Raw genomic sequence first — 16,250 nt, 5'->3', positions numbered from 1 at the left:
TTAGCCGCCCCCCCTCAGTCCCGCCCCTGGAGGCCCCTGCCATGACCACTCGCCTGCTCAGCGCCGCTGCCGCCCTCGCGCTGCTCGCCGCCTGTTCGTCCACCGACCAGAACGCGGCCCAGACCGGCGCGGGCGGCACCATCCGCCCCGGCAGCCAGGAAGACCTGGTGGCCAATGTCGGCGACCGCGTGCTGTTCGACTTCGACAGCAGCGTGGTCCGCGGCGACCAGCGCCCGATCCTGAGCCGCCAGGCGGAATGGATGGGCCGCAACGCCGAGGTCCGCATCCAGGTCGAGGGCCATGCCGACGAACGCGGCACGCGCGAATACAACCTGGCGCTCGGCCAGCGCCGCGCCAATGCGGCGCGCGACGTGCTCGTCGCCTCCGGCGTCAACGGCGCGCGGCTGTCGACCATCTCCTACGGCAAGGACCGGCCGGCGGCGCTGGGCTCGGACGAGGCGTCCTGGGCGCAGAACCGCCGCGCGGTCTCGGTCGTCCAGTAAGGGAGGCGGCCCGGCCCCGGCCGGGCCAGCCGTGCCGCCATGCGCGCGCCGCTCCGCCTCGCCCTGATCGCCCTGCCGCTGCTGGCGCCGCTGCCGGCCGCGGCGCAGTTGGACAGCCGCGAGGGCATCGCGCTGCAGAACCAGATCCTGGAGCTGCGCCGCGACCTCGACCTGCTGCGCCGCGGCGGCGCCGCGCCGTCCCCCGTGCCGGTCGCCCCGCGCGGCGCCGGCGGCGGCGCGCCGCAGGAGACCGTGCAGCAGCTGCTGGGCCGCGTCGGCGAGCTGGAGGAGGAGGTGCGCCGCCTGCGCGGCCGCCTTGAAGTGGCGGAGAACACCAACCGCCGCCTGGCCGAGGATGTCGAGAAACTGCGCGGCGACATGGATTTCCGGCTGCAGCAGCTGGAAGGGGGCGGCCGCGGCGGCACCGCGCGCCCTCCGCAGGCGCCGGCGGCAACGCCGGCGCAGCCCGCACAGGGCGCCCCGCGAACCGCTGAACGCGCCATCGCCGAGGGCCAGGCGGCCCTGGCGCGGGACGATTTCGACACCGCCGAGGCCGCGGCGCGCGAGGCCTTGCGCGGCCGCCTGGGGCCCCGCGCGCAGGACGCCAACATCCTGCTGGGGGAAGCGCTGCTCGGTCGGCGCCAGTACCAGAACGCCGCGCTCGCCTTCAACGACGCCTACAGCGCCAACCGGCGGTCGTCCCGCGCGCCGGAGGCACTGCTCGGCCTCGCCAATTCCTTTCAGGGCTTCGGCGCCCGGCGCGAGGCCTGCGACACGCTCGACCAGCTTCGCTCGGAATACACGCAACTCGCGGCGCCGCTGGCGCGGCGGGTGGCGGACGCGCGCCGCCGCGCGCAGTGCCGCTGACGCCGTCATGGGGATAGCGCGCGCCTGAGCCCCGAGGCCTTCGCGGCGCTGATGGCGCCGCTCGGGCCGTTCGGGCGCGCACCGCGCCTCGCGGCCGGGGTCTCGGGCGGACCGCACAGCCTGGCGCTGGCGCTGCTGGCCGACGACTGGGCGCGGGCGCGGGGCGGGGACCTGCTGGCGCTCGTCATCGATCATGGGATCAGGCCGGACAGCGGTGCGGAGGCGGCTGGCGTCGCCGCGGGCCTTGCCGCGCGCGGGATCGCGGCGCGGGTCCTGCCGCTCGGCCTGCCGGGCGGGCCGCGGCTGCAGGAGCGGGCACGGGCGGCGCGGCTCGCGGCGCTGGCGCGCGCGGCGGCGGCGGCGGGGCGACCCTGGCTGCTGCTCGGCCATCATCGCGCCGACCAGGCGGAGACCCTGCTGTTCCGGGCGTTGCGCGGCAGCGGCCCGGCCGGGCTCGCGGCCATGGCGCCGACGCGCGATGCCGGGCCCGCGCTGCTGCTGCGCCCGCTGCTGGGCGTCCCGCCCGCGGCGCTGGAGGCGGTGCTGGCGGCGGCCGGCATCGCCCCCGTGCGGGACCCGTCCAACGCCGACCTTCGCTTCGCCCGCATCCGGCTGCGACGCGCGCTGGCCGATCCGGGCGGGGAGGGGCCGGGCATCGCCGCCCTCGGCGTCGCCGCGGCGGCCTTCGGCCTGCGCCGGGCGCGCGCGGAGGCGGAGGTGGCCGCGCGGCTGGCGCTGGCGGCGGAGATCCGTCCGGAAGGCTTCGCCTGGATCGTCCCCCGGGCGCTCGGCGCCGATGCGACCGCCGCGGCGGCGCTGGCGCGGCTGGTGGCCGTCATCGGCGGCGGTGGCTTCGCGCCGGGGCCTGCGGCGGTGGCGGCGCTGCTGGTGCGCGGGGCGGGCACGCTCGGCGGCGCCTGGCTGCGGCCGGCCGCCGGGGGGCGCTGGCTGCTCGCGCGCGACCCCGGGATGATGGGCGCGGCGGTGCCGGCCCGGCCGGGCGCGGTCTGGGATGGCCGCTTCCGCCTGGCGGGGCCGGGGCGGGAGGGGGTCTCGATCGGTGCGCTGGGGGCGGAGGCGGGCCGGATGCCGGGCCGTGGCCTGCCCGCGGCGGTGCTCCGCAGCCTGCCCGCGCTGCGCGACCCGCACGGCGTGCTGGCCGCGGTCCCTGCGCTGGACTATCCTTCCGAACTGGATTGCCATCCGTTCCGCCTGGTGTTCGAGCCGGGCGGCCGGGGGGAGTTTTCGGGCGAGCCATTCAAGGGTGGTCAACCCGACCTTATCTGTAGTGACGACAGCCGGCGGACCGATCCGCCCGGCTCGGAGACGGATAACCGCACGTGAACAATTTCGGCCGGAACCTCGCGCTCTGGGTCATCGTCGCCTTGCTGCTGGTGGCGCTGTTCAACCTGTTCCAGCCTTCGGGCGGCGGGCGGCAGGGCGCGCAGCAGGTGGCGTATTCCGACTTCCTGAACGAGGTGAACGCCGGCCATGTCCGCGAGGTCTCGATCCAGGGCCGCACCCTGTCGGGCACGCTGAGCGACGGCCGCACCTTCCAGACCTACACGCCGGAAGACCCGGCCCTGGTGTCCCGCCTGACCGAGAAGAACGTGCGCGTGGTCGCGCGGCCCGAGGAAAGCGACGTCAACCCGCTGCTGCACTACCTGATGTCGTGGTTCCCGATGCTGCTGCTGATCGGCGTCTGGATCTTCTTCATGCGCCAGATGCAGGGCGGCGGCGGGCGCGCCATGGGATTCGGCAAGTCCAAGGCCAAGCTGCTGACCGAAAAGCAGGGCCGCGTGACCTTCGACGACGTCGCTGGCATCGATGAGGCCAAGGCGGAACTCGAGGAAATCGTGGACTTCCTGCGCGACCCGCAGAAGTTCCAGCGCCTCGGCGGCAAGATCCCGAAGGGCGTGCTGCTGGTGGGCCCCCCGGGCACCGGCAAGACGCTGCTCGCGCGGTCGATCGCCGGTGAGGCGAACGTGCCCTTCTTCACCATCTCCGGCTCCGACTTCGTCGAGATGTTCGTGGGCGTCGGCGCGTCCCGCGTGCGCGACATGTTCGAACAGGGCAAGAAGAACGCGCCCTGCATCATCTTCATCGACGAGATCGACGCGGTCGGCCGCCATCGCGGCGCCGGCCTCGGCGGCGGCAACGACGAGCGCGAGCAGACGCTGAACCAGATGCTGGTCGAGATGGACGGCTTCGAGAGCAACGAGGGCGTCATCATCATCGCGGCCACCAACCGGCCGGACGTGCTCGACCCCGCGCTGCTGCGCCCGGGCCGCTTCGACCGCCAGGTGGTCGTGCCGAACCCCGACGTGAACGGGCGCGAGAAGATCCTGCGCGTGCACATGCGGAAGGTCCCGCTGGCCTCCGACGTCGATCCGAAGGTGATCGCGCGCGGCACGCCGGGCTTCTCGGGCGCCGACCTCGCCAACCTCGTGAACGAGGCGGCGCTGCTGGCCGCGCGCACCGGCCGGCGCACGGTCGGCATGGCGGAATTCGAGGCGGCCAAGGACAAGGTGCTGATGGGCGCCGAGCGCCGCTCCCTCGTGATGTCCGAGGCCGAGAAGCGCATGACCGCCTACCACGAAGCTGGCCACGCGCTGGTCGCGATGCACGAGCCGGAATGCGACCCGGTGCACAAGGCGACGATCATCCCGCGCGGCCGCGCCCTCGGCCTGGTGATGTCGCTGCCCGAGGGCGACCGCTACTCCAAGCACAAGTCCAAGCTGAAGTCCGAACTCGCCATGGCGATGGGCGGGCGCGTCGCGGAGGAACTCATCTTCGGCCCGGACAAGGTGTCCAACGGCGCCTCGGGCGACATCAAGATGGCGACCAACCAGGCGCGCATGATGGTCACCGAATGGGGCATGTCGGACGTGATCGGCATGATCGCCTACGGCGACAACAGCCAGGAGGTGTTCCTGGGCCATTCGGTGACGCAGACCAAGAATGTCTCCGAGGATACGGCTCGCAAGATCGACAGCGAGATCCGCGCCATCATCGACGGCGCCTATGGCCGGGCGAAGGAGATCCTGTCGGGCCACATGGACGAGTTGCACCTGCTGGCCAAGGGACTGCTGGAGTACGAGACCCTGTCGGGCGATGAGATCAAGCAGGTGATCCGCGGCGAGCCGGTCGTGCGCAACCGGCCGGACGAGCCGGTGAACACGGGCCGCGGGTCCGTGCCGGCGGCGGGACGGCCGACGACGCCGCGGCCGCCGGGGCTCAATCCGGGGGCGGCTCCGGCGACCTGAAGGGTCGCGGAGGGGCGCTGCCCCTCCGGACCTCCCGGCCAGGGCTCCGCCCTGGACCCGGCAAAGGCCGAAGGGCCTTTGCAAACCCATACCTGGCGCCGGGCACCGCGGTTGCGCGCAAGGTCCGCGGACATGCCGGGCACCTCGGTCGAACGTTTCTTCGGGGCGCGCTGTGCCCCGCGGCCGCTCTGGCGCGTGCTCCATGCCCGGCGCCAAGTCACGGTTTCCAAAGGCCCTTCGGCCTTTGGCTGGGTGGTCCGGAGGGGCAGCGCCCCTCCGGCACGATTGACGCGAAACGTCGCCCCTGTTGCTCTCTGCCCGCACACCCAGGGGGAAGCACCGCATGCCGCGCATGACCGGCGGGGACGCCATCGTCGACAGCCTGCTCCGCCACGGGATCGATACGGTCTTCGGCCTGCCGGGCGTGCAGATGTACGGGCTGTTCGACGCGCTGGCCCGCAACGCCAACCGCATCCGCGTCATCAATGCGCGGCATGAGCAGACCACCGCCTACATGGCGCTCGGCTATGCCTGCGCGACCGGCAGGCCCGCCGTCTATTCCGTCGTGCCGGGGCCAGGCGTGCTCAACACCACCGCCGCGCTCGCCACCGCCTGGGGCGTCAATGCGCCGGTGATGTGCCTGACCGGTCAGGTGCCGTCGGCGATGATCGGGCGGCTGCGGGGCCAGTTGCACGAACTGCCGGACCAGCTCGCGACGCTGCGCACGCTGCTCAAGCACGCCGACCGCATCGAGGACCCGACCGAGGCGCCGACCAAGATCGCGCGCGCCTTCCAGGAGATGATGTCGGGCCGACGCAGCCCCGTGGCGCTCGAGATGCCGCTCGACCAGATGCCCGCGGTGGCCGAGGTCACGCCGCGCGACCCGCTGCCGCCGCATCCCAACCCTGTGCCGGACCCGGAGAGGATCGCGCGCCTCGCCGCCATGATGGACGCGGCGCGCGCGCCCATGATCTGGGTGGGCGGCGGCGCGCAGGATGCCTCGGCCGAGATCCGCGCGCTGGCCGAGAAGACCGGCGCGCCGGTCGTCGCCTTCCGCAGCGGGCGCGGCATCATGGACGACCGCCATCCGCTCGGACTGACGGTGCCGGCGGGCTACCGGCTCTGGGCAGGGACTGATTTGCTGGTCGCCTTCGGCACGCGGCTCGACGTGCCGACGGCGCGCTGGGGCGGGCTGCCCGCGGGGCTGAAGGTCGCGCGCATCGACATCGACCCGGCGGAGATGCGCCGACTGCCCGTCGACCTCGGCATCGTGGCGGATAGCGCGGAAGGCGCGCGCGCGCTGGCCGCTGCCGTCGCCGCGAAGGCCGACCCTGGCCGCGCGGCGGCGATCGCCGCCGCCAAGGCCGCGATCGCCGAGGAGATCCTGAGCCTGCAGCCGCAGATGTCCTTCATCGAGGCGATCCGCGACGCGCTGCCCGAGGACGGCATCTTCTGCGACGAGATGACGCAGGTCGGCTACGTCTCCTGGTTCGGGCTGCCGATGCACACGCCGCGCAGCTTCATCACCTCGGGCTTCTCGGGCACGCTCGGCGCAGGCTTCCCGACGGCGCTCGGCGTCAAGGTCGCGCATCCGGACCGCGCGGTGGTGGCGGTCACGGGCGATGGCGGCTTCCTGTTCGGCGGATCGGACCTCGCGACCGCCGTGCGCTACGGCATCAACCTGGTGACGGTGCTGTTCAACAACGGCGCCTACGGCAACGTGCTGCGCGACCAGAAGCGGCTGTTCGAGGGCCGGCACGCCGGCGCCGAACTGACCAACCCCGACTTCCAAGTCTATGCGCGCGCCTTCGGCGTCAGGTCCTGGCGTGTCGCGGATGCCGATGGGCTGCGCGTCGCGTTGCGCGAGGCGCTCGCCGCCAACGCACCCTGCCTGATCGAGGTTGCGACCAACATCGGCCAGGAAAGCGAGCCCTGGCGCTTCATCTCGCCGATGCGCCGATGACCGCGGGCCGCTTCGTCGAGCCGCTCGGCCTGCTGACCGGCCCCGTCGCCTTCCACGCGCTGCGGGAGGGCTTCGCGCTGCCGCTGCAGGGCGGCGACATCGCCTTTTCCTTCGTGCGCCTGATCGAGGACGGCGAGGATCTCGGCGTCGGGCCGATCAAGGAGGTGCCGGAGGACTGGCACGACGCGATGCACGCCATCGCGCAGCGGCCCGTGCCCTTCGCGGGCCTCGCCTCGGACCGGCCGCTGGTGATGGGCGTGGTGAACGTGACGCCGGACAGTTTCTCGGATGGCGGGCGGCATTTCGACCCGGCGGTCGCCATCGCCGCCGGCAATGCGATGCTGGCGGCCGGGGCCGACATCCTCGACGTCGGCGGCGAATCGACCCGGCCCGGCGCGGCCGCCATCGACGCGGCGGAGGAGATCGCGCGCATCCTGCCGGTGGTGCGCGAACTGGCGAAGGCCGCGCCGGTCAGCGTGGACACGCGCAACGCCGCCACCATGCAGGCCGCGCTCGACGCCGGGGCGGAGATCGTCAACGACGTCTCGGCGCTCCGCCACGACCCGGCGGCACTGACACTGCTCGCGAAGTCGCAGGCGCCGGTCGTGCTGATGCACATGCCGGGCGACGACCCGGCGACGATGCAGTCCCGCGCGTCCTACGACGACGTGGCGCTCGAGGTCGCGGGCTTCCTGCGCGACCGGATCGCGACCTGCGAGGCGCTCGGCATCCCGCGCGGGCGGATCGCGGTCGATCCCGGCATCGGCTTCGGCAAGACCTTGGCGCACAACCTGGCGCTGATCGACCGGCTGCCGCTGCTGGCCGCGCTGGGTTGCCGGGTGGTGCTGGGGGCGTCCCGCAAGCGCTTCATCGGCACGCTGAGCGGCGTGGAGGAGGCGGGGCAGCGCGTGCCCGGCAGCATCGCCGCGGCGCTGGCCGGGGCGGCGCGCGGCGCCTCGGTGCTGCGGGTGCACGACGTGGCCGAGACGGTTCAGGCGCTGACGGTCTGGCGCGCCTGCGCGGCCGGGCGCGCGCCCGAGGGCTGATACCAAGCGCACGAAGTTCCGACGTTCGGCCCGAAGGGCCGAGGCCGCGACTGCGGCCCGCCGGTTGTCCGGCGAAGCCAAGGGCCGCGGATGCGGCCCGCCCGCGCTTGAGGGGCACGAAGGTGAAACCTTCGAGCGCCATGAATGAGCGGTCGGCCAAGAACGGGGGGAGAAGGGAAGTTCTCTCCCCGGGCCCCCTCAACCTTCTTTGGCGCCTGGCGCCGGCCCTGGGGGTCCGGTGGCAACGAAAGGGAGGGCTTGGCGTCCGGGCTCGGGGGAGGTTCTCCTCCCGCGACCTTCCCCGCGCCGGCCCGCCCGCGCCCGCTAAAGCCGGTCGCTCCACGCATCCGCGACCAGCCTGAACCCGTCGCCGTCCCGCAGGATGTGCGCGGTGCCGGGGAAGTGGAGATGCATCCCCGCGACATGGATCCGTTCGCTCGCCGCCATGTCCAGCATCCGCCGCCGCATGGTCGCCGCCTGCCCGGGGTCGACGTCGAACTGGATGGTCACCTCGGGCCGCGCGACCTGCACCTCGGGCACGTGGATGATGTCGCCCCAGATCAGCAGGCTCTCGGCGCCCGAGGCGACCAGGTAGCCCGTGTGGCCCGGCGTGTGGCCGGGGAGCGGCACGGCCGTGACGCCGGGGAAGACCTCGCCCCCGGTGAAGAGGCGCGTGCGGTCGCGGTACGGGGCGATCTGGCGGCGCCCCATCGGGAAATAGGGACCGGTCGAGGTCACGCCCTGGCCGCTGCGGATCACCTCGGCCTCGATCGCCTCGTCCATCCAGTAGGCGGGCTCCGCCGCGTGCATGACGAGTTCCGCATTGGGGAACAGCGCTTCGCCCGCCGGCCCCGCGAGGCCGTTGGAATGGTCGGGGTGCATGTGGGTCAGCAGCACGGTGTCGATGTCGGCGGGCGCGACCCCGGCGGCGGCCAGGCTGCGCGGCAGCAGGCCCGAGGTCTTCTGCATGTGCACCCCCGCGCCGGTGTCGACCAGCGCCACGCGCCCGGCGGCCTGGATCAGGTAGCAGTTGAGCTGCGTCTGCCGCGGCACCGGCCGGAAGGCGGCGCGGAGCATGGCCGAGGAGTCCTCGACCGTGATGTTCTGCAGCACGGCCATGGAGCCTTCGAGGAAGCCGTCGCTGACGCAGGTCACGACGATGTCGCCGACGCGGCGGTGGTGGAAACCGGGACCTTGTTCCGTCGGCGGTGCGATCATCGGCAATGCTCCTCCCCGTTCATGCGCGGGGCAGGAGAGCATGGCGGCCCGATGCCGCCAAACCGGGCGGCCCGGCCGCCGCGCGTCAGGCGCCGCGACCGGCCGCCGCGTCGAGCAGGCGCTTCTCGCGCCGCAGCAGCATGCGCCGTGCCACCAGCCAGGCCAGCGGGATGGCGAGGAGCACGCAAAGCGCCGCGCCGCCGTAGATCAGGCTGGCGCCGGTCGTGAAATCCCGCGTCAACGACGGGAACGACGTCACGAGGATGGCGAGGGTCCCGAGCAGGACCGCGACGATGGGAATGAAGGCGAGGGCGGCTACCTTGAGCATGGAAAACCTCCACTGGCTGTCAGGTTGCGGCTAGCAATCGGAAGATGGGGATGCGGGGCCCGCAATGCGAGACCGTGGACCGCCATCCACGCCGGCTGTAGAGGCTGCGCCGAGCCGGCGCGAGCATGCAGGGGCTGGCCACGAGGGTCTTCATGTCGAACACGCGACGCCTTTTCGGGACCGACGGCATCCGCGGCACCGCCAATACCGCGCCGATGGACGCCGCCACCGCGCTCAGGCTCGGCCAGGCGGCCGGGCGTTACTTCAACCGGGGCGCGCATCGCCACCGCGTCGTCATCGGCAAGGACACGCGGCTGTCGGGCTACATGCTGGAACCCGCGCTGACCGCGGGCTTCGTCGGCGCGGGCATGGACGTGGTGCTGGTCGGCCCGCTCCCCACGCCCGCCATCGCGCTGCTGACGCGCAGCCTCCGCGCCGATCTCGGCGTGATGATCAGCGCCTCGCACAACCCCTACGAGGACAACGGCATCAAGCTGTTCGGCCCGGACGGGCTGAAGCTGACCGACGACCAGGAGATGGCGATCGAGGCGCTGATGGCCGGCGACCTCGCCGCCGCGCTGGTGCCGGCCGGCCGGCTCGGCCGCGCGAGCCGGCTGGACGACGCGCCGGGCCGCTACATCGAGGCGGCGAAGGCCTCATTCCCGCGCGGCCGCACGCTCGAGGGCCTGCGCATCGTCGTCGATTGCGCGCATGGCGCCGGCTACAAGGTCGCGCCGACGGTGCTCTGGGAACTGGGGGCCGAGGTGGTGCCGATCGGCGTCGCGCCCGACGGCTTCAACATCAACCGCGGCGTGGGCTCGACGGCGCCGGCGCAGCTGGCGGCGCTGGTGCAGGAACGGCGCGCCGACCTCGGCATCGCGCTGGATGGCGACGCCGACCGCGTGGTGCTGACCGACGAGACCGGCCAGGTCGTGGACGGCGACCAGATCCTGGCGCTGATCGCGCGGTCCTGGCACGCGCAGGACAGGCTCAGCGGCGGCGCCGTGGTCGCGACGGTGATGTCGAACATGGGGCTCGAGCGGTTCCTGGCCGCGCGCGGGCTCGGCCTGCTGCGCACCGCCGTCGGCGACCGCTATGTGGGCGAGCGGATGCGCGAGGTGGGCTGCAACCTCGGCGGCGAGCAGTCCGGCCACATGATCATGCCGGAATTCGGCACCACGGGTGACGGGCTGATCGCCGCGCTGCAGGTGCTGGCGGTGCTGGTCGAGGAAGGCCGACCGGCGAGCGAGGCGCTGCGCTGCTTCGCGCCCCTGCCGCAGCGCCTTGTCAACGTGCGCTACGCCGGCGCCTCGCCGCTGCTCGACGAAGGGGTGAAGGCCGCGATCGCGGCGGAGGAAGCAGCCCTCGGCGCGCGCGGCCGCGTGCTGATCCGCGCCAGCGGCACCGAGCCCGTGATCCGCGTGATGGCGGAGGCGGAGGAGGAAGGGCTGGTCGAGGCGACGGTGGCGCGGCTGGCCGACAGGATCCGGGCGCAGGCGGCGCGCTGAGGCGCCCCCACGCCGCCCTCGGACGCCGAGATCGGATGCGCGGCACGGTCGCGGTGCCGCGCCGAGCCCCTGGCATCGACCCGTCCCCGATGCTACCTGTCCGCGTCGGCCGGATGATGCCGGCCGGACAGGAGGGGTTGAGGCGTTTGCACCGCTGGTCGCAGATCGGTGTCCTTGCCAGTCTCCTGCTCGCCGCCTGTATCGCGCTCGGCGCATTCGGCGCGACATCCGCGGACGAAGCGGCGCCGCACGGGCATGACCACGACCACGATGCCGCGGCGGAGCCCGATCCTTCGCGCCGGGCGGGGCACGGGCATCACCATGGCCCGGCCGACCACCTGCATGAGGCCACGATGCCCGCCGGGGGCGGCGGGCCGTTGCGCGGCGCCGCGCGCGCCCCGCCCTCCATGGCGCCCGCGGATGAATTGACACCCCGCCTCACGGCCCGGCTGGAGCGTCCGCCGCGCCCGGCCGCGTGAAGCGCCGTTCCGCCGTCCCCGGACGCTCCGCATCCCGTATCGAACGGTCCTCGACATGAACCTGACCCTGCCAGGAGCACGCCTCCTGACGCGCACGCCATGGCGCCTCGCGGCCCTGCTGTGCCTCTGCCTGACGCTTGCCACGACGCAAGCCCTCGCCCACGCCGTCGCCGAGGGTGACAAGGGCTACATCAAGGAAATCTCGGGCATCCAATTGCTGCCCTTCGTCTATCTCGGCGCCAAGCACATGGTCACCGGCTACGACCACATCCTGTTCCTGTTCGGCGTGATCTTCTTCCTGTACCGGCTGCAGCACATTGCGATCTATGTCAGCCTGTTCGCGCTCGGCCATTCCACCACGATGCTGGCCGGCGTCTATTTCGGCATCGGCATCAACAGCTACATCATCGATGCCATCATCGGCTTCTCGATCGTCTACAAGGCGCTCGACAACCTCGGCGCCTTCCAGCGCTGGTTCGGCCATCAGCCGGATACCAGGCTGGCGACGCTCGTGTTCGGCTTCTGCCATGGCTTTGGCCTGTCCTCGAAGATCCTCGAATACGACATCTCGCCGGACGGGCTGGTGCCGAACCTGCTCGCGTTCAACGTGGGCGTCGAGGTCGGGCAATTGCTCGCGCTCGCCGCGATCCTGATCGTCATGGGCTTCTGGCGTCGCAGCCCTGCCTTCCTGCGCCATGCCTACACCGCCAACGTCGTCATGATGACCGCCGGCTTCGTGCTGATCGGCTTTCAGCTCACCGGCTGGTTCGTCTCCTGAGGAGCATGCAGATGTACAACACCGACCTTCCGACCCGTGCGGAACTGCCGTCCTCGCGGCAGCTGCTGCGCTCCACCGCCATCGCCGTCGTGGCGGCGGCGGGCATCCTCGTCACGATCGTGCTGCCGGCCGAATACGGCATCGACCCGACCGGCATCGGCCGCCCGCTCGGCCTGACCGAGATGGGCGAGATCAAGATGCAGCTCGCCGCCGAGGCAGCCGCCGACCGCGCCGCGAGCCAGCCGCAGCCGGCATCGGCCCCCGCGACATCACCGGCCGCCGCGCCCGACCAGCGGTCGAGCCTGATCGGGACGGTCTTCGCCCGGCTCGTGATCGGTTCGGCCGCGGCGCAGGCCGCCCCGGCGGCGCGCAGCGACGAGACGACCATCGCGCTGCGCCCGAACCAGGGGCTCGAGGTGAAGCTCGAGATGCGGCGCGGCGCGCGCGTTGCCTACACTTGGTCGGCGACCGGGCCGGTCAATTTCGACCTGCACGGGGAACCGCCAAATCCGCCGCGCAACTTCTCCCACAGCTACCGCAACGGCCGCGGCAGCTCCGGTGAGCAGGGCGACTTCACGGCGGCCTTCGACGGGACGCATGGCTGGTTCTGGCGCAACCGGTCGGGCCGCGACGTGACGGTCACGCTGCGCACCAACGGAGACTACCAGCGCGTGATCCGCCCCTGAGGCGCCGCGCCCGACAGCCCTGCGCGCCGCGCCGCGCGCAGGGCCCACCCAGAGCGAAGGCCCGCCCATGCTCAGCCCCCTGGCCGACCGGACCTACCGGCACCTGTTCGCGGCGCAGCTGCTCTCGCTGCTCGGCACCGGCCTCGCCACCGTGGCGCTCGGGCTGCTCGCCTTCGACCTCGCGGGCGCGGAGGCGGGCGCGGTGCTCGGCACGGCGCTCGCGCTCAAGATGGTCGCCTATGTCGGCATCGCGCCGGTCGCGGGCGCCTTCGTGCATCTGGTGCCGCGGCGCGCGCTGCTGGTGGCGCTCGATGTGCTGCGGGCGGCGGTCGCGCTGTGCCTGCCCTTCGTGACGGAGATCTGGCAGGTCTACCTGCTGATCTTCCTGCTGCAGGCGGGCTCGGCCGCCTTCACGCCGACCTTCCAGGCGACCATCCCGGACGTCCTGCCGGAGGAGGCGAGTACACCAGGGCGCTGTCGCTCTCGCGCCTCGCCTACGACCTCGAGGCGCTGATGAGCCCCGCCATCGCCGCGGCGCTGCTCGGCGTGATGGGGTTCCACTGGCTGTTCGGGCTGAATGCGCTGGGCTTCCTCGCCTCGGCGGTGCTGGTGGTGTCGGTCGTGCTGCCGTCCTCCAAGCCGCCGACGACGGAGGAAGGCGCGCTCGGGCGCACGACGCGGGGCGCGCGCATCTTCCTCGCGACGCCGCGGCTGCGCGGGCTGCTGGCGCTCGACCTTACGGTCGCGGCGGCGGGGGCAATGGTGATCGTGAACACCGTGGTGCTGGTCCGGGCCGGCTTCGGGCTGGGCGAGCGGGAGGTGGCCTGGACGCTCGCGACCTATGGCTTCGGGTCGATGGTGGCTGCGCTGGCGCTGCCGCGGCTGCTCGGCGGGTCGGTCAGCGACCGCGCGGCGATGCTGACGGGTGGCGTGCTGCTCGTGGCGGGGCTGCTGGTCGCGCCGCTGGCGCCGTCCTGGCCGGTGCTGCTGCCGGTCTGGGCGTTGCTCGGCCTCGGCAACGGGCTGGTGCTGACGCCGAGCGGGCGGCTGCTGCGCCGATCGGCCCATGCGGGCGACCGGCCGGCGCTGTTCGCCGCGCATTTCGCGCTGAGCCATGCCTGCTGGCTGGTGGCCTATCCGCTGGCCGGCTGGCTCGGCGCCGCGGCCGGGATGGGCCCGACCTTCCTGGTGCTGGCGCTGCCGGCCATTGCGGGGCTGGGCGCGGCCGTCGTCCTGTGGCCGCGGGGCGACCCGGCGGAGGTCGAGCATCGCCATGCCGGGCTGCCGGCGGAGCATCCGCACCGCGAGGCCGGCGGCGGCCCGATCGAGGCCGGGCCCGACGGCTTCCGGCATCGCCATGCCGTCGTGATCGACGACCTGCATCCGCGCTGGCCGCGCTGACGCGGCGCCTTTCGGCCTGCGCCCGCCGCCCCGTCCTGCCAAACGCGAACATCGAAGGAAGGTCGAGCGGCCGTCTTTTCGGTCGAGCGCTTCGCCATGGCTGACCTGTCCCGAGGATGGCGAGCAGGCGGCGCATGCGGGCGACGAGGGCATGCCCCGCAATCCGGCCTCGATGCGGCATCCTCCGCTGGAACCGCCACGCGCGGCCGTCCGCCCCCTCTGACCGGTGCGCAGCTTGCCCGGGCCCTGGTGCCGGAGGAGGTTGTCGAGGTTGTCGTTCCCGAACCTCACATCCTCGACGACGTCCTGCGGCCGCGTACGCGGGCCGGCCTCAGGCCGGCGGCGCGCCGGCGCCGAGCCCCGCCGTGCCTTCGAGCAGCGCCGCCAGCGGCAGCCCGCTGCGGTGTTCCGGCAGGTCGCGCGCGAAGGCGATCCGCCGCGGGCAAAGTCGGTCCGGGAAGCGCGCGCGCATGAAGTCGCGCAGTTCCGCCGCCAGCCCGGCGCCGGGCAGCGCCTCGCGGCGCGGAACGATGATGGCGGTGGCCGGGCCGTCGGCCTCGGGCGCGCCGGGACGGAGCAGGGCCGCGCCGGCCACGGCCGGATGGCCGCGGAGGCAGGCTTCCAGTGTCTCGGGCGCCGAGCCCTCGCAGGCCGCGGCGGCCAGTCGCACGCCGCCGTCGGCGCCCACGGTCCCGGTCGCATCCGTCGCGAACCATCCGCCGCGGGTGGGGCGCGCGGCGGGCGTATCCCCCCAATGGCCAAGGAAGAGGCCCGGATCCGGCCGGCGCAGCGCGATGCGCCCGGGCTGGCCGGCAGGCAGCGGCCGGCCGGCGGCATCGACCGCGGCGACCTCCCGGCCGGGCGGCGGGTAAGCGCCGGCGGCCCCGGGCGCGACCCCAGGGGTGGTCACGAGGATGACGCCGCATTCCGGGCGCACCAGGGAATCCGTCACCGGGACGCCGAGCGCCGCCCTTGCCCAGTCGAGCAATCCGGGCGGCAGCGCGCCGCCCTGAGTCACGATCCGGCGGAGCCTGTGCCCGGTGGGCAACGCGGCGCCTGCATCGCGCAGCGCGAACAGCGCCTCGGGCGGTAGCAGCGCGCCGCCGACGCCGAGGCGCGCGACGACCTCCAGGGCCCGTCCCGGGTTGAAGGCCGGCATGTCGTGCGCCACCACCGGCACGCCGAGCGCCAGCGCCGGCAGCACGACATCGAGCAGGCCGCCGCAGCGCCCCCAGGGCAGCGCGGTCCAGACTGGGTCCGGGCTGTCGCCGGGCGGCCCGAAGCGGGCGACGAAGCCCGCCTCCTGCGCCAGCACCGAGCGCGCGGCATGCAGCACCCCGCGCTCGCGGCCCATCGCGTCCGCGCCGAGCAGCAGCAGCGCCGCGGCACCCGGGCCGCCGGCGCGGCACGGCGCCCGGTGCGCGGCGTGCTGCGCCTCGGCCCAGAAGCCGAGCGCGCCGGCGCGCTCGCCATCGGTGCAGAACACGTGGCGGAGCGACGGCGCCAGGTGCAGGGCCGGCTCAAGGTCGGCCAGGCCCGCCGCGTCGGTCACCAGCGCCATGGCGCCCGTGGCCTGGAGCCGCCGGGCCAGGACGGCGCCGCCCGCGGCGGGACCCGGCAGGACCGCGATGGCGCCCAGGCGGTCGGCCGCGAACAGCGCGACCAGCGCCTCCGGCCCTTGCGGCAGCTGGATCGCGACGCGCGCGCCGCGCCCGGCGCCGCGCGCGGCCAGTGCCCGGGCGAATCGGAGCGAGGCGTCGCGCAGCGCGTCGAACCCGATGCGCTCGACCGTGTCGTCGGCCCGCAGGTGCAGCAGGGCAGGGCGGTTGGCGCCGTCGGCCCAGCGGTCGCAGCAGGCGGCGGCGATGCTGCCGGCCTCGTCCGCGCTGGTGCCGGGCGCCGGGGCGTGGGTGTCGTGGATGAGCGAGGCCATGGCCGGGGGGGCGGCTCCTGGGCGTTCGGAGCCGTCCGGGCGTCGGGACGGCGGTTGAGGGACAGGCGCTGCGGACGGGGGGCGACCGCTTTGCGTACGATCACGATCTCGCGAACGCGTAGACGTGTGCAAGGAAAACTTTCACGCATATCAAGGCGTTATGGGCTGGTTGGTGCTGTTCCCGATTGCGCCGCCGCCGTCTGTCTCGCGGCAGCGGATCGCGTTGCCGCCCCGGCGGCATCTCCGGTGGCTCGCCGGCACCCTGTCCATGCGG

The 16,250-nt window shown here is 73.6% G+C and carries 13 protein-coding genes and 1 pseudogene; 11 read left to right on the top strand and 3 right to left on the bottom strand.

Going from position 1 to position 16,250, the window contains the following annotated elements:
• The first annotated feature begins 41 nt into the window (after positions 1–41).
• The 6 genes from pal (at position 42) to folP (ending at position 7,645) form a co-directional block, all read left to right on the top strand.
• Complete coding sequence (gene pal, locus E8M80_RS01870; protein ID WP_137123945.1) at positions 42–503, top strand: peptidoglycan-associated lipoprotein Pal; 462 nt, start codon at positions 42–44, stop codon at positions 501–503.
• A 39-nt stretch (positions 504–542) separates the two neighbouring features.
• Positions 543–1,370 (top strand): hypothetical protein, encoded by an 828-nt coding sequence (locus E8M80_RS01865; RefSeq protein WP_137123944.1) that lies wholly within the window; start codon positions 543–545, stop codon positions 1,368–1,370.
• A gap of 51 nt (positions 1,371–1,421) precedes the next feature.
• A complete protein-coding gene (gene tilS, locus E8M80_RS01860; RefSeq protein ID WP_137123943.1) occupies positions 1,422–2,714 on the top strand; it encodes a tRNA lysidine(34) synthetase TilS in 1,293 nt (430 codons plus the stop codon).
• Entirely contained in the window at positions 2,711–4,636 is a 1,926-nt protein-coding gene (ftsH, locus tag E8M80_RS01855) for an ATP-dependent zinc metalloprotease FtsH (protein ID WP_137123942.1), read from the top strand. The genes tilS and ftsH overlap by 4 nt, the downstream gene beginning before the upstream one ends.
• Positions 4,637–4,979: 343 nt before the next feature.
• Entirely contained in the window at positions 4,980–6,599 is a 1,620-nt protein-coding gene (locus tag E8M80_RS01850) for a thiamine pyrophosphate-dependent enzyme (RefSeq protein WP_137123941.1), read from the top strand.
• Positions 6,596–7,645 carry a dihydropteroate synthase gene (gene folP, locus E8M80_RS01845; protein ID WP_137123940.1) on the top strand — a complete coding sequence of 350 codons (1,050 nt, stop codon included), beginning with the start codon at positions 6,596–6,598 and terminating at the stop codon, positions 7,643–7,645. Before E8M80_RS01850 ends, folP begins: the two co-directional genes overlap by 4 nt.
• A gap of 324 nt (positions 7,646–7,969) precedes the next feature.
• On the opposite strand, the gene E8M80_RS01840 is transcribed toward folP, so the two are convergent.
• Both E8M80_RS01840 and E8M80_RS01835 read right to left on the bottom strand, forming a co-directional pair.
• The gene (locus E8M80_RS01840; protein WP_240789847.1) at positions 7,970–8,863 is read right to left on the bottom strand and encodes an MBL fold metallo-hydrolase; all 894 of its coding nucleotides are present in this window, start codon (positions 8,861–8,863) and stop codon (positions 7,970–7,972) included.
• A gap of 85 nt (positions 8,864–8,948) precedes the next feature.
• Entirely contained in the window at positions 8,949–9,191 is a 243-nt protein-coding gene (locus tag E8M80_RS01835; protein ID WP_137123938.1) for a hypothetical protein, read from the bottom strand.
• Between the two features lie 152 nt (positions 9,192–9,343).
• On the opposite strand from E8M80_RS01835, the gene glmM reads away from it, so the two are divergent.
• The 5 genes and pseudogenes from glmM to E8M80_RS01810 all read left to right on the top strand — a co-directional run bounded on the left by glmM (position 9,344) and on the right by E8M80_RS01810 (position 14,043).
• Entirely contained in the window at positions 9,344–10,699 is a 1,356-nt protein-coding gene (gene glmM, locus E8M80_RS01830; RefSeq protein WP_137123937.1) for a phosphoglucosamine mutase, read from the top strand.
• Between the two features lie 137 nt (positions 10,700–10,836).
• Complete coding sequence (locus tag E8M80_RS01825; RefSeq protein ID WP_137123936.1) at positions 10,837–11,178, top strand: hypothetical protein; 342 nt, start codon at positions 10,837–10,839, stop codon at positions 11,176–11,178.
• A gap of 55 nt (positions 11,179–11,233) precedes the next feature.
• Positions 11,234–11,956 (top strand): HupE/UreJ family protein, encoded by a 723-nt coding sequence (locus E8M80_RS01820; protein WP_137123935.1) that lies wholly within the window; start codon positions 11,234–11,236, stop codon positions 11,954–11,956.
• 11 nt (positions 11,957–11,967) lie between these two features.
• Positions 11,968–12,642 (top strand): transmembrane anchor protein, encoded by a 675-nt coding sequence (locus E8M80_RS01815; protein WP_137123934.1) that lies wholly within the window; start codon positions 11,968–11,970, stop codon positions 12,640–12,642.
• Between the two features lie 67 nt (positions 12,643–12,709).
• A pseudogene (locus E8M80_RS01810) lies at positions 12,710–14,043 on the top strand (MFS transporter).
• A 331-nt stretch (positions 14,044–14,374) separates the two neighbouring features.
• Here the strand turns inward: E8M80_RS01810 and E8M80_RS01805 are convergent.
• Positions 14,375–15,976, bottom strand: a complete 1,602-nt coding sequence (locus tag E8M80_RS01805) for an AMP-binding protein (protein ID WP_137123933.1) — start codon at positions 15,974–15,976, stop codon at positions 14,375–14,377.
• Positions 15,977–16,250 lie beyond the last annotated feature (274 nt).

This window comes from Roseomonas sp. HF4 (assembly GCF_005222755.1).
GTDB lineage: Bacteria > Pseudomonadota > Alphaproteobacteria > Acetobacterales > Acetobacteraceae > Neoroseomonas.
This window is presented reverse-complemented; position numbering and strand designations above follow the sequence as displayed.

Coding starts and splice junctions, on each gene's coding strand:
- E8M80_RS01805 (WP_137123933.1), bottom strand. CDS start 15,976: ATGGCCTCGCTCATCCACGACACCCACGCCCCGGCGCCCGGCACCAGC.
- folP (WP_137123940.1), top strand. CDS start 6,596: ATGACCGCGGGCCGCTTCGTCGAGCCGCTCGGCCTGCTGACCGGCCCC.
- tilS (WP_137123943.1), top strand. CDS start 1,422: ATGGCGCCGCTCGGGCCGTTCGGGCGCGCACCGCGCCTCGCGGCCGGG.
- E8M80_RS01865 (WP_137123944.1), top strand. CDS start 543: ATGCGCGCGCCGCTCCGCCTCGCCCTGATCGCCCTGCCGCTGCTGGCG.
- glmM (WP_137123937.1), top strand. CDS start 9,344: ATGTCGAACACGCGACGCCTTTTCGGGACCGACGGCATCCGCGGCACC.
- E8M80_RS01815 (WP_137123934.1), top strand. CDS start 11,968: ATGTACAACACCGACCTTCCGACCCGTGCGGAACTGCCGTCCTCGCGG.
- E8M80_RS01835 (WP_137123938.1), bottom strand. CDS start 9,191: ATGCTCAAGGTAGCCGCCCTCGCCTTCATTCCCATCGTCGCGGTCCTG.
- E8M80_RS01840 (WP_240789847.1), bottom strand. CDS start 8,863: ATGATCGCACCGCCGACGGAACAAGGTCCCGGTTTCCACCACCGCCGC.
- pal (WP_137123945.1), top strand. CDS start 42: ATGACCACTCGCCTGCTCAGCGCCGCTGCCGCCCTCGCGCTGCTCGCC.
- E8M80_RS01850 (WP_137123941.1), top strand. CDS start 4,980: ATGCCGCGCATGACCGGCGGGGACGCCATCGTCGACAGCCTGCTCCGC.
- E8M80_RS01820 (WP_137123935.1), top strand. CDS start 11,234: ATGAACCTGACCCTGCCAGGAGCACGCCTCCTGACGCGCACGCCATGG.